Origin of the sequence: Nonomuraea sp. NPDC048901 (assembly GCF_040649695.1) — a bacterium.
In the GTDB taxonomy this organism is placed as follows: Bacteria; Actinomycetota; Actinomycetes; order Streptosporangiales; family Streptosporangiaceae; genus Nonomuraea.
Window position 1 is genome coordinate 520868 of the sequence record NZ_JBEZFW010000001.1, and the last position, 12925, is coordinate 533792.

Consider the following 12925-nt stretch of genomic DNA (forward strand, 5'->3'; position numbering starts at 1 on the left):
GGTCACCGGCGGTCCTGGACGAGCCAGCCGAAGCCGCCGAGACCCCTCGGGTCGATCAGCTCGCCCTCCTCCGAGGCGCGGGCCAGGGCTCGGAGATAAGCCGTCGGATCGGCATGCGCGAGATCGATGGGCGGACGCGTGCCGGTGACCCCCAGAGCCCTTAGCGCATCGCGCTGTGTGGACAAGCCTGTGGATATCGCACCGGCCCGCCGACCGGCCTCCGCGCACGCGTCGAGCGCCACGTGAGCGGTGATGTCGCAGGTGCCGTCGGGGATGGGCGCGACGACCGCACCATCTCGGTAGCCGGTGAGTGTGCCATGGCACGGACGGTTATCCACAGGGTGTGCATAATCAATGGCCACCGCGCGACCCCTCCTGAGCCGGGTCACCACGGCCGCCCACGCGGCGTCGCGCGGGCACCCGATCTCCCCGCGCGAGCCGATGCGGCCCAGCGACGGCCACCACCGGTCGAGCCAGGCGCGGTCGGAGTCGGGCACCGGGTCGCCCAGCCGTTCCTCACCCGTCTCGGTGTCGACCAGGACCAGCCGCGGCCCGTCGGCCGTCTGCTCGGCCACGTCGAGCGGGACGTTGTCCAGCCACTCGTTGGCGATCGCCAGCCCGGTGATGACGGAGGGGATCCGAGGGCGCCAGTCGATGCTCTTGGGCAGGTCGTCGGGTCTGGGCGAGAGGTCGACGGCGGTGATGTTGAGCCTGGCGCGCAGCCCGGGCTCGGCGGCGTCGAGCACGCGGGCCACCAGGGCGCCCTCTCCGGCGCCGATGTCGACCAGGTCGATGCTCTCCGGGGCGCCGAGGTCGGCGTCGACCTGGGTGAGCAGGGCCAGAACCGCGTCGGCGAAGGCGGCCGAGGCGCTGACCGACGTACGGAAGTGGCCCGAAGGGCGCTCACGGAGGTAGAAACCGTCCTCGCCGTACAGCGCGTACTGCATCGCGGCGCGCCACGTGAGCCACATGCCCTGGACTATCTCACGAAGTAAGCCCCCCCGTAGATCAACGCGGGCGTCGGGTCGTCAACTCGGCGCCCGCCACCACGAGATGAACCCCTCTCCTCATCTCTTCCGACAGGGGGTGCAGGTTTTGTATGCCCTTGTCCCTTTTGTGGGTAACTCAACATGCGGCAAAAGCCTGGTCACGTACGTAGTCGCGAGCGGCCGTTACTCTGGGCGGCAGTGCCATCAGGGTCGACAGGGGTGGACGTCATGGACGCAGGGGATCGGCCGGCGCGGCTGGCCGTGGGCGTGCTGGGCGCGGGCAAGGTGGGTTCGGTGCTCGGTGCCGCACTGGCGCAGGCCGGGCACCACGTGGTCGCCGCCAGCGGGGTCTCCGACGCCTCGCACCGGTGGGCGGCGGAGCGACTCGGCGTACGGCCGACGCGGCCCGAGGAGGTCGTCAAGACGGCTGGGCTGATCCTGCTCACCGTGCCCGACGACGCGCTGCCCGATCTGGTCAACGGTCTCGCGTCGACCGGCGCGGACCTCCAGGGCAAGCTGCTCGTGCACACCAGCGGCGCGTATGGGCTGTCGGTGCTGGAGCCGGCCGCCAGGGCGGGCGCGCTGCCGCTCGCGCTCCACCCGGTGATGACGTTCACCGGGCGGGACGACGACCTCAACCGCATCACCGGCATCTCGTTCGGCGTGACGGCGCCCGACACGCTCAGGCCCATCGCCGAGGCGCTGGTCATCGAGATGGGCGGCGAGCCGGTCTGGATCGCCGACTCCGACCGTGCCCTCTACCACGCGGCCCTGGCCGGGGCGGCCAACCACATGGTCACGCTCATCGCCGAGTCGCAGGAGCTCCTGCGGGGCATCGGCGTGGAGCATCCGGGCATCATGCTCGGCCCGCTGCTCGGCGCGGCGCTCGACAACGTGCTGCGGCTCGGCATCGCCGGGCTGACCGGTCCCGTGGTGCGGGGCGACGCGGGCACCGTACGCAAGCATGTCGACGCGCTGATCCTGGCGGCACCCGAGGCGGCCGACGCCTACATCGCCCTCGCTAGGCTCACGGCGGACCGCGCGCTCGCCGCGGGGCTGCTGAAGCCCGAAGAGGCCGAGCGCCTGCTCGACGCGCTCGGAGGCAACATATGGACCTGATCGTCGCCAAGAACCGTACCGACCTGGTCAAAGCGCGCGGCGAGGGGAGCGTCGCGCTGGTGCCCACCATGGGTGCGCTGCATGAGGGTCACCGCTCCCTGATCCGCGAGGCCCGCGTACGCGCCGACCACGTCGTGGTCAGCATCTTCGTCAATCCTCTGCAATTTTCGCCAAACGAGGATTTTTCCCGCTATCCGCGGACGTTCGACGCGGACCTGGAGGCGTGCCGGGCCGAAGGCGTGGACGTCGTCTTCGCCCCGTCGGTCGACGACATGTACCCCGCCGGCCGCCAGGTCAGCGTCCAGTCGGGCGAGATGGGCACGATCGTCGAGGGCGCCGTCCGGCCCGGCCACTTCGACGGTGTGCTCACGGTGGTGCTCAAGCTGTTCAACCTCGTCCAGCCCGACGTGGCGGTCTTCGGGCAGAAGGACGCCCAGCAACTCGCCATGATCCGCAGGATGGTCGCCGACCTCGACCTGCCGATCGACATCGTCGGCGCGCCGACCGTCCGCGAGCCCGACGGCCTGGCGCTGTCGAGCCGCAACCGCTACCTGTCCGCCGACGAGCGGCAGGTCGCCCTGACGCTCTCCAGGGCCCTGCGGGCGGGCGCGGCGGAGTCCGTCCCGGCCAGGATCCGGGCGGCGGCGCTGGCCGTGCTCGAGGGCGCGGCTCCCCAACTCGCGCTCGACTATCTGGTGCTCGTCGATCCGGCCACGTTCGCCGAGGTGAGCGAGTCTTACCGGGGCGAGGCGGTGCTGGCGGTGGCCGCCAAGGTCGGCACCACCCGGCTGATCGACAACGCCGTCCTGTCGCTCGATCCGGCCTGACAGAGGCATCGCCACAGCTCTACGCGTACCTGGAGGACTGAGCCACCCCCCGGAGGCACCACCTTCGCCCGTGGGTTATCGTCATGTTGACGAAATCGCCTCAATGAGGAGACTCCATGAGTGCACCGGCGATTCCCCTCCGACTGACGGCCCCCGATCCCGGCTGGATCGCCGAGGCGGACGTGGTCGTCGTGGGCTCCGGCATCGCGGGGCTGACCGTGGCCCTGCGCTATGCCGAGCTGGATCCCGCGGCCAAGGTCCTCGTCGTCACCAAGGACGTACTCTCGTCCGGGTCGACCCGGTGGGCCCAGGGCGGGATCGCGGCGGTGCTCGACCCGCGCGACAGTCCCGACGAGCACCTGAGCGACACGCTGATCGCCGGAGTGGGCCTGTGCGACGTGCGGGCCGTACGGACGCTGGTGACCGAGGGGCCGGGCGCGCTGCGGCGGCTGATGGAGCGCGGCGCCCGGTTCGACCGGACCCCCGACGGCGAGCTCCAGCTCACCCGGGAAGGCGGCCACCGGCGCGACAGGATCGTGCACGCGGGCGGCGACGCCACCGGGGCCGAGGTGCAGCGGGCGCTGGCCGAGGCGGTCAGGGCGGGCGCGGTGGAGGTCATCGAGCACGCGCTGGTCCTCGACCTGCTGACGGACGCGCGCGGCCGGGCCAGAGGCGTGACACTGCACGTCATGGGCGAGGGCGCCCGCGACGGCGTGGGCGCGGTGCACGCGCGGGCGGTCGTGCTGGCCACCGGCGGCATGGGGCAGGTGTACGCGGCCACCACGAACCCCGTCGTCTCCACCGGCGACGGCGTCGCGCTCGCGCTCAGGGCGGGGGCCGTGGTGCGTGACATCGAGTTCGTCCAGTTCCATCCCACGGTGCTGTGGCTCGGCGAGGAGTCGACCGGGCAGCAGCCGCTGATCTCCGAGGCGGTCAGGGGTGAGGGCGCCTTCCTGGTCGACCACGAGGGCCGCGCGTTCATGAACGGCGTGCACGAGCTGGCCGACCTGGCGCCACGCGACGTCGTCGCCAAGGCCATCATGCGGACGATGCGCGAGAGCGGGCAGAGCCACGTCTTCCTCGATGGCCGCCACTTCGGCGCGGACCGGTGGACGACCCGCTTCCCCACGATCTACGCGGTCTGCCGCGAGCACGGCATCGACCCGGCCACCGAGCCCATCCCCGTCGCCCCGGCCGCCCACTACGCCAGCGGCGGGGTCAGGACCGATCTGCACGGCCGTACCTCCATCGAGGGCCTGTACGCGTGCGGCGAGGTCGCGTGCACGGGCGTGCACGGCGCGAACAGGCTCGCGTCCAACTCGCTGCTGGAGGGCCTGGTCTTCGCCGAACGCATCGCCGCGGACATCCACGCGTCGGTGCAGCCGGAAGAGGTGCCGGGCGAGGTGGTCGCGAGCCGGGCGGCCACGGGCTTGGCCGACCCGCGGATCCGTACCAAGGTCCAGGCCCGCATGAGCGGGGGAGCGAGCGTGCTGCGCAGCCGCGAGTCGCTCGCGGAGACGGCGCGGGCACTCCGCGACGCCCGCTGGACCCCGGTCCAGGTCCAGCCGTGTACGGAGTCGTGGGAGGCCACGAACCTGCTGACCGTCGCCACCGTGCTGGTCGGCGCCGCCCGGGCCCGGCTGGAGACCCGCGGCTCGCATTGGCGCGAGGACTTCCCCGACCGAGACGACAATGACTGGCTGGGCCACCTGGACGTGACCCTGACCGAGGAGGGGCCCCAGATGACGTACACGCCGCACGGCGACACCACGCCGCCGCGACTGGCGCAGGAGCTCGCCGCCGCCGGGCTGGATCCGGCGGAGATCGACGCCTTGATCGACCGGGCGCTCGCCGAGGACCTGCAGGAGGCGGGCGACGTGACGAGCCTGGCCACCATTCCGGCGGAGCAGCGCGCGGTCGCCGACGTGGTGGCCCGCAAGGACGGCATCGTCGCCGGGCTGGCCGTAGCCGAGGCGGTGTTCGTCCGGCTGGGCGCGGCCCGTACGGAGCGGCGGGCCAAGGACGGCGAGCGCGTCCGGGCGGGCGACGTACTGATGACCGTGGAGGGCCCGGTCAGGGGCCTGCTGACGGCGGAGCGCACCGCGCTCAACCTGCTCACGCACCTGTCCGGCATCGCGACACTGACCGGCAGGTGGGTCGAGGCGGTCAGCGGCACCCGGGCGAGGGTGCGTGACAGCCGCAAGACGCTGCCCGGACTGCGGGCGCTGGAGAAGTACGCGGTGCGCTGCGGCGGCGGCGTCAACCACCGGATGTCCCTGTCGGACGCGGCGCTGATCAAGGACAACCACGTGGTGGCCGCCGGCGGCGTGGCCGAGGCGTTCCGCGCGGTGAGAGAGCGCTATCCGGAGCTGCCGATCGAGGTGGAGGTGGACCGGATCGACCAGCTCGGCCCGGTGCTCGAAGAAGGCGCCGAGGAGATCCTTCTCGACAACTTCACGGTCGAGGAGACCGCCCAAGCCGTCCACATCGTGAGAAATCGGGCGAAGCTTGAGGCTAGTGGAGGGTTGACCTTGGAATCGGCCCGTGCTGTGGCCGAAACTGGCGTTGACTACCTTGCGGTGGGAGCGCTCACGCACTCGGCGCCGGCCCTCGACATCGCACTGGATCTACGGGGGTAATCGATGCTGCTAACGATCGACGTCGGCAACACGCACACGGTGCTCGGCCTGTTCGAGGGCGAGGAAGTCATCGAGCACTGGCGGCTGGCCACGGACGCCCGCCGCACCGCCGACGAGATCGCGGTCGTGCTCCAAGGGCTGCTCGCCCAGTCTCCATTGCTCAAGGGAGCCGATGTCAGCGGCATCGCGATCTGCTCGACCGTGCCGAGTGTGCTCAACGAGATGCGCGAGATGTGCCGCCGCTACTACGGCGACGTGACCGCGGTGATCGTGGAGCCGGGCATACGTACCGGCGTGCCCGTCCGCATGGACAACCCCAAGGAGGTCGGCAGCGACCGGATCGTCAACGCGCTGGCGGCCATCGACCAGTACGGCGGCCCCTGCGTCATCGTCGACTTCGGCACCGCGACCTCGTTCGACGCGGTGTCGGCCAAGGGCGAGTACATCGGCGCGGTCACCGCGCCCGGCATCGAGATCTCCGTCGACGCCCTGGCGGCGGCGGGCGCCCAGCTGCACAAGGTGGAGCTGGTCAGGCCGCGCTCGGTCATCGCCAAGAACACCGTCGAGGCGCTCCAGGCCGGCATCATCTACGGCTTCGCGGGCCAGGTCGACGGCATCGTGGAGCGGATGACGGCCGAGCTGGCCGACGACCCCGACGAGGTGACCGTGGTGGCCACCGGCGGGCACGCGGCGCTGGTGGTGGGCGAGTCGCGCTCGATCGACGTGCACGAGCCGTGGCTGACGCTCATCGGCCTGCGGCTGATCTACAACCGGAACACGACATGAACAAGCGGCCCCCCGCTCGGGTGAGGGGGCCGCTTGCGTTCGTGGACTGTCGCTACCTGGCCGGTTACTCGGAGTCGCCGGTGTACAGGTCGCTCCAGCTGCCGCAGTTGCGCGGGTAGGAGCCGTGGAGGTCGATCTGGCAGACCTTCACGCGGAGGCTGGAGACGTCGTCGCTGTCGAAGGAGAAGCGCTTGAAGGCCGGGTAGCCGCAGTACTTCTTGGTGTAGACCGTCGACCAGTTGTCGTCGAAGTCGCTGGCCTGGAACTTCACGTACGCGCACTTGCCGCCCTCGTCGTAGCTGCGGTGGTCCAGGTCCCAGAGCTTGCCCTTGACGGTGATCGTGTTCGACTCGTGGTCGTCGTCGTTCCAATCCACGCTGACCCAGCCGGAGGCCTTGGCCTGGTAGTGCTGCGAGTAAACCGGGCCCCAGGAGTCGGAGTCCGCGGTGCTGGCGCTGGCGGCCGAGGGCAGCGCTAAGGCCAGCGCGCTCGTGGCGGCGACGGCGGCGAGGCCGGTCGCGAGCTTCTTCATCATGATCTCTCCTTGAGCTCCCCCTGGGCCGGCGCCTTGCCGGTTCCCCCCTGAGCTCGATGTGTCATTGGTACGGGAGAGCTCTTGCAGTCACCCTGCAGAGAGGTGACGAGCCCTTGCAGTTCGCCATATCCCCTACTCTTTGATGCTGTGAGCGACGAACTTCCCGAGCAGATGCGCATCCGGAGGGAGAAGCTCGACCGCCTTCGCAGTGAGGGCGTCGATCCTTACCCGGTGACCTTTCCCCGCACGGCGACCAACGCGGAGGTCAGGGAGAAATACCAGGCCCTCGACCCGGACACCGCGACCGGTGACAAGGTCGGCGTCGCGGGCCGCGTCATGCTCAACCGCGTGGGCGGCAAGCTCTGCTTCGCCACACTCCGCGACGGCAGCGGCGACCTGCAGGTGATGATCTCGCTCGACAAGGTCGGCGAGGAGTCGCTGGCGGCCTGGAAGCGCGACGTCGACCTGGGCGACCACGTGGGTGTGGAGGGCGAGGTCATCACCTCCCGCCGCGGCGAGCTGTCGATCCTGGCCGACCGCTGGCAGATCACCGCCAAGTGCCTGCGCCCGCTGCCGGAGAAGCACGTCGGCCTCACCGACCCCGAGGCCCGCGTACGCCAGCGCTACGTCGACCTCATCGTCAACGACGAGGCCCGGGAGATGGCCCGCGTCCGCAGCGCCACGGTGCGCGCGGTGCGCGACTTCTGGCACGAGGAGGGCTACCTCGAGGTCGAGACGCCCATGCTGCAGCCGATCCACGGCGGCGCGGCGGCCCGGCCGTTCAAGACCCACATCAACGCGTACAACATGGAGCTCTACCTTCGCATCGCGATCGAGCTCTACCTGAAGCGGCTCGTGGTCGGCGGCATCGAGAAGGTCTTCGAGATCAACCGCAACTTCCGCAACGAGGGCGCGGACTCCACGCACAACCCCGAGTTCACCATGATCGAGGCGTACGGCACCTACCTCGACTACAACGACATGGCCGACCTGACCCAGCGGATGTACCAGAAGGCCGTCGTGGCCGCTCTGGGCACCTCGGTGGTCGTCCACGACGGCGTCGAGGTGGACCTGGGCATCCCCGAGTGGCCGCGCATCACCCTGTACGGGGCGGTGTCCGAGGCGCTCGGCGAGGAGATCACCACGGAGACCCCGCTGGAGCAGGTCCGGAAACTCGCCGACGGGCGTGAGATCCACTGGGACCCGAAGTGGGGCCAGGGCAAGCTCGTCCAGGAGATCTTCGAGGCCCTCGTCGAGCACACGCTCATCCAGCCGACGTTCGTCATGGACTACCCGCTGGAGACCTCCCCGCTGACCCGCCAGCACCGCGACAACCCGCTGCTGACCGAGAAGTGGGACCTCATCGGGTTCGGCACCGAGCTGGGCACCGCCTACTCCGAGCTCGTCGACCCGGTCGAGCAGCGCCGGCGCCTGGTGGAACAGTCGCTGCTGGCCGCCGGGGGCGACCCGGAGGCCATGCAGCTGGACGAGGACTTCCTGCAGGCGCTGGAGTACGCCATGCCGCCCACGGGTGGCATGGGGGCCGGGATCGACCGGATGATCATGGCTTTCACCGGCAAGAGCATCCGGGAAACGATCTTGTTCCCGCTGGTCAAGCCGACCCACTGACCCGCCTGCCGCCGAAGAGTGTCGGCCCGGCTCCCACGCCGGGCCGTACCGGCCGCTGTCGGGTTGACAGCGGCCCGATCTCCTGCGGCGAGTAGGAGAACGCGGGCGGCGGCGTTCGCCGGTCCCTTAGCGCGGGGAGCGGGCATCTCCCGGCCGCCTGCGCCGAGTGGCTTCTCCCTCTGGCGCATGAACCGTTCATGGTCTTTGGCGGGCGCTGCTGACCCGGCGGCGCGGGGGTACAAAAGACTGCCCTAAGCAGCCACATTTCCGATATTTCGCATATTGAATGCGAAGAATATTCGCGTTTTACGGATTCGGCGCTCAGCAGGTTCGCGGCGCTCTTGGGGAGCGGGCTGGAGCCGTTGTAAGGGCGCCTGTGATCCCTCATCGGGCCCCGAAGTGTGCCGACATATGGCGAGTACTTCACATACAGCCGATCATGTCAATGGCGATGGTCAGAGGGCGGTATCCGCTGGCTTGACGACCTTTCCAGAATGCGTTTACCGTCTGCGAGACGAGCTGCAGCTCTGCTCGGACATAGACGTCTCGAGTTCTGCTGTTGGGGGGAGGGCTCCCGATGTATGTGCTCACTGAGAGCGTCGAGCTTAGCCACGCGGATCTGGCGTTGCTGGCGGAGCTTGCCAAGGGGGTCACGGTTGATCGGGTTGGCAGACGACTGGATATCAGCGGACGCACGGTACGCCGGAGACTTCGGGGTATCTGCGACCGCATCGGCGTCGCCACCGCGATCGAGGCCGTGGCCTGGGCCGCCCGCCGCCAGCTCATCTGACCGTTCGACCGGCCCAGCCGCCCGGGCCCCAGCTGTCAGAGTGCTTGTCGTGGTGTCCGGAGGTCAGTCGGCGATGCGTACGGCGCCCGCGAACGGGCGGCGGGCGATGGACGCGATGCGTACGACGTCGCCGGTCTGCGGCGCGTGGACCATCATGCCGCCGCCTATGTAGATGCCGACGTGGTGCAGGTCACCATAGAAGAAGACCAGGTCGCCGGCGCGCAGCTCCTCCTTGGAGATGTGCCGTCCGGCCGTCCACTGGTCGCCGGTGTAGTGCGGCAGTGAGATGCCCACCCGCTGGTAGGCCGCCATCACGAGGCCGGAGCAGTCGTACGAGGTCGGCCCCTCGGCGCCCCAGACGTACGGCTTGAGCTGCTGCGTGAGCGCCCACCTGGCGGCCGTGGCGGCCTTGCCGGCGCCGATGACCGGCAGGTCGACCCGCGTGGCCCGGGTGCCGGGACGGCCCGCCTCGCCGATCGCCCGCTTGAAGAGACTGCTCTCGACCTTGGCGACGAGCTTGGTGATCTTGTCGCGTTTGGTGCCGAGGCCCTCGACGATCTTCTCGACCTCGTCGATGCGCGTCTTGGCGCTGGCCCTTGCCTGCTCGGCGGCCTGCCTGGCCGTGGTCACCTGGTTGACCTCGAAGCCCTGCTGCTGCTCCAGCGCGTAGGTGGTGGCCGCCCGGTCGAGGAAGCTCTCGGGGTCGTCGGAGGTGCCGAATGCCAGCGCCTGGCCGAAGCCGCCGTTGATGTAGGCGTTCTGGGCCAGCAGCGCGGCCTTGGCGCGCTTCGCGGCCAGATCGGCCTCACTGGTGGACAGCGTCCTCTTGGCCGCCTCAGCCGACTTCTTGGCTGTCTTGAGCTTCTCCCGCTGGCCGTTGAACTCCTCGCTCAGCGTCTCGATCTGGGTGTGGAGCTCCTCGGCCTGCTTGGACAGGTCCTTCAGCGAGGGCTTGGGATCGGCGACGGCGGAGCCGACAGGTACGGCGAAGAGGAGGGTGGCGATGGTCGCCGCGATGACACCCAACCGGGTGGGGATCTTCCGGAGCTCAGAAGGGCGGGCCTGAGCGGCCGCCGGCTTCGTCTCGCGATCGCGGGTCTGCTTCACCAACCAGCTCCTCTCATCGGCGCCTACCGGGTTAGCTGACGGGTTCGGGCCGGAGCAGCCCTACCGAACGACTCGCTCGGATTCACCCCATGGGTGGTGGCGTCGGGATGAGGTCGCCACCGGCGGGTCCCCGGCTCCCCTTACGGGGATTGGGCGCGTCTCCACGCTGGCTCGCGTGGGTGACATCGTCGCTGGACACTAGTGCACTCCGGGTTCGTGCTCAACCAGAACTGCCAAGTCTGTAGAGGTTTCACAACCGAAGGGTCACGAGGTGATCTCGTGCTTGCCGGTGCAGGACAAACTTTATGTCCTTTTTGCACCAAGTTCGTCAAGGCATGGAAGCCTGATGGCCAAGGGATCCCTCATCGTGCTCGATCAACCACGAGATGTCATGAGATGGGAGAGACGTCAGAGTTACGGGGAGGCCGTAATCGGATCTGTACGCTGGAGACCCATGGAGCAGGTCGCCGAAGTGACAGTCCCGGACACGGAAGTCGTCGTCCGGCGTGCTCGCACGCCGGATGTCAGGACGATCCGTCTCCTGGTCGACACCTACGCGGGCGCCGGGCCCCGGCTTCTGGAGAAGGCCACCGTCACTCTGTACGAGGACGTGCAGGAGTTCTGGATCGCCGAGCGCGGCGGCCAAGTGGTCGGCTGTGGCGCGCTGCACGTGCTTTGGGAGGATCTCGCGGAGATTCGCACGGTGGCCGTTGATCCGGAGTTCCGAGGCTTCGGAATCGGGCACCGGATCGTCTCTTCCTTGATCAAAACGGCCCGGGAACTCGGCCTGCGCCGGGTTTTCTGTCTGACTTTTGAGGTGGATTTTTTCGCGAGGCATGGATTCCGCCCCGTACAGGGCACTCCGGTCTCACCCGAGGTCTATGCGGAGCTGCTGGCCTCGTACGACGAGGGTGTCGCCGAGTTCCTCGACCTCGAACACGTCAAGCCCAACACCCTGGGGAACACCCGCATGCTTCTCCACCTGACATCGGGTGACGCGGACCTTGACTAATGGGAAAGGTGATTGTTGATACCTATGTCGATACGTTGGGCAGCACAGGCATGTGTCCTGACACGTGCCACATGCGCACTCGAAGCGAGGTGACACGGTGAGCACCGGACAGCCGCCGTATCCACAGGACGAATCCGGCGAGAACTCTGCGCCTGGCGGATCTGAATACGGACATCACAACACGGGCCGTCCCTATGGCGAGCCCGACCCGGATGCGACGGTCGTTGGCTACCGGGCGGACGACGCCTACGGTCAGCAACCCAACTATGGGCAGCAGCAGCCGGGCTACGGCCAACAGCCGCAGTACGGTCAGCAGCAGCCGGGCTACGGCCAGCAGCCGCAGCAACCGCAGTACGGACAACAGCCGCAGTACGGTCAGCAGCCCGGCTACGGTCAGCAACCGGACTACGGCCAGCAGCCCGGCTACGGTCAGCAACCCGGATACGGTCAGCAGCAGGCTTCGGGTCAGCAACCCGAGTACGGCCAGCCCAACTACGGTCAGCAGCCGCAATCGCAACCCGGTTACGGTCAGCAACCGCAATCCCAGCCTGGATACGGCCAGCAGCCCGGTTACGGGCAGCAGCAGCCGTCCCAGCCGGGCTACGGGCAGCAGCAGCCGTCGCAACCCGGCTACGGCCAGCAGCAGTACGGCCAGCAGCCACCGTCGGGCCAGCAGCCCGGCTATGGCCAGCAGCCCAATTACGGCCAGCAGCCCGGTTACGGGCAGCAGCAGCCGTCCCAGCCGGGCTATGGCCAGCAGCAGCCGTCGCAACCCGGCTACGGCCAGCAGCAGTACGGCCAGCCGGACTACGGTCAGCAGCAGCAGTACGGCCAGCCCGGCTACGGTCAGCAGCCCCAGTACGGCCAGCAGCCCGGCTACGGGCAGCCGCAGCCGCACGGGGTCCAACCGCCCGGCGCCCCGGCCCCGCTCGCCGAGTGGTGGCAGCGGCTCGTGGCGAGGATCATCGACGGTGTCATCTTCGGCATCGCGAACTGGGTGATCGGTCTCGTTTTCGGGGCCATCCTGCTCGCCGGCTACAACTCCGCGACCGGCGTCACGACCGGCCTGATGGGCCCGACGCTCTACGGCATCGTGGTGGCCATCGTGATGACGGCGGTGTACGTCGCCTACGAGTTCTTCATGACCAAGATGAGCGGCCAGACGGTCGGCAAGATGGTCATGGGGATCAAGATCGTGCCCACGGGCACCATGCTGCCTCCGGGCGGCCTGCCTAACGACGTGGCGCTCAAGCGGGCCGGTGGCACCTGGGGTGGATACATCCTCGGCGTCATCCCGTTCGTCGGGTCGCTGCTCGGCGGGATCGTCGTCGCGCTGAACGGTGCCTCCCAGCTCTGGGACAAGCCGCTGCAGCAGACGTTCGCCGACAAGTTCAGCAACACGGTGGTTGTGAAGATCAAGTAGTCTTCGCGGACGCGAAACAGAGGCTGGCCAGCGGTCAGCCTCTGTTTTGTATGTGCGGGCGGCAGCAAA

Annotated in this window: 11 protein-coding genes, 1 pseudogene and 1 riboswitch; of the genes and pseudogenes, 8 read left to right on the forward strand and 4 right to left on the reverse strand. The window is 68.9% G+C overall.

Annotation, left to right across the window (positions count from 1 at the left end):
• Positions 1–2: 2 nt before the first annotated feature.
• Positions 3–971: an SAM-dependent methyltransferase gene (locus AB0C30_RS02610; protein ID WP_357938797.1), complete on the reverse strand. Its 969-nt coding sequence runs from the start codon at positions 969–971 to the stop codon at positions 3–5.
• A gap of 246 nt (positions 972–1217) precedes the next feature.
• Here AB0C30_RS02610 and AB0C30_RS02615 point away from each other — a divergent pair, with 246 nt between their 5' ends.
• The 4 genes from AB0C30_RS02615 (at position 1218) to AB0C30_RS02630 (ending at position 6360) form a co-directional block, all read left to right on the forward strand.
• Entirely contained in the window at positions 1218–2108 is an 891-nt protein-coding gene (locus AB0C30_RS02615) for a DUF2520 domain-containing protein (RefSeq protein ID WP_357938799.1), read from the forward strand.
• A complete protein-coding gene (gene panC, locus AB0C30_RS02620; protein WP_357938800.1) occupies positions 2099–2935 on the forward strand; it encodes a pantoate--beta-alanine ligase in 837 nt (278 codons plus the stop codon). Before AB0C30_RS02615 ends, panC begins: the two co-directional genes overlap by 10 nt.
• 116 nt (positions 2936–3051) lie before the next feature.
• Positions 3052–5574 carry an L-aspartate oxidase gene (locus AB0C30_RS02625; RefSeq protein WP_357938802.1) on the forward strand — a complete coding sequence of 841 codons (2523 nt, stop codon included), beginning with the start codon at positions 3052–3054 and terminating at the stop codon, positions 5572–5574.
• Between the two features lie 3 nt (positions 5575–5577).
• On the forward strand, positions 5578–6360 hold the full coding sequence (locus AB0C30_RS02630; RefSeq protein ID WP_357938804.1) for a type III pantothenate kinase: 783 nt from the start codon (positions 5578–5580) through the stop codon (positions 6358–6360).
• Positions 6361–6424: 64 nt separating this feature from the next.
• Here the strand turns inward: AB0C30_RS02630 and AB0C30_RS02635 are convergent, their stop codons facing one another.
• Entirely contained in the window at positions 6425–6895 is a 471-nt protein-coding gene (locus AB0C30_RS02635; RefSeq protein WP_357938806.1) for a hypothetical protein, read from the reverse strand.
• Between the two features lie 147 nt (positions 6896–7042).
• On the opposite strand from AB0C30_RS02635, the gene lysX reads away from it, so the two are divergent.
• Together lysX and AB0C30_RS02645 are read left to right on the forward strand one after the other, a co-directional pair.
• On the forward strand, positions 7043–8524 hold the full coding sequence (gene lysX / locus AB0C30_RS02640; protein WP_357938808.1) for a bifunctional lysylphosphatidylglycerol synthetase/lysine--tRNA ligase LysX: 1482 nt from the start codon (positions 7043–7045) through the stop codon (positions 8522–8524).
• A 577-nt stretch (positions 8525–9101) separates the two neighbouring features.
• Complete coding sequence (locus AB0C30_RS02645; RefSeq protein WP_357653940.1) at positions 9102–9314, forward strand: LuxR C-terminal-related transcriptional regulator; 213 nt, start codon at positions 9102–9104, stop codon at positions 9312–9314.
• A gap of 63 nt (positions 9315–9377) precedes the next feature.
• Here AB0C30_RS02645 and AB0C30_RS02650 read toward each other — a convergent pair whose 3' ends face one another.
• Positions 9378–10421: a C40 family peptidase gene (locus AB0C30_RS02650; RefSeq protein WP_357938810.1), complete on the reverse strand. Its 1044-nt coding sequence runs from the start codon at positions 10419–10421 to the stop codon at positions 9378–9380.
• 5 nt (positions 10422–10426) lie between these two features.
• Positions 10427–10587, reverse strand: a riboswitch (cyclic di-AMP (ydaO/yuaA leader).
• A gap of 288 nt (positions 10588–10875) precedes the next feature.
• Between AB0C30_RS02650 and AB0C30_RS02655 the strand changes: the two genes are divergently transcribed.
• Positions 10876–11433 (forward strand): amino-acid N-acetyltransferase, encoded by a 558-nt coding sequence (locus AB0C30_RS02655; protein ID WP_357653942.1) that lies wholly within the window; start codon positions 10876–10878, stop codon positions 11431–11433.
• 22 nt (positions 11434–11455) lie between these two features.
• Here the strand turns inward: AB0C30_RS02655 and AB0C30_RS02660 are convergent, their stop codons facing one another.
• Positions 11456–12340 carry a hypothetical protein gene (locus AB0C30_RS02660; RefSeq protein ID WP_357939766.1) on the reverse strand — a complete coding sequence of 295 codons (885 nt, stop codon included), beginning with the start codon at positions 12338–12340 and terminating at the stop codon, positions 11456–11458.
• A 36-nt stretch (positions 12341–12376) separates the two neighbouring features.
• Between AB0C30_RS02660 and AB0C30_RS02665 the strand changes: the two are divergent.
• Positions 12377–12856: pseudogene (locus AB0C30_RS02665) on the forward strand (RDD family protein); the annotation flags it as partial.
• Positions 12857–12925 lie beyond the last annotated feature (69 nt).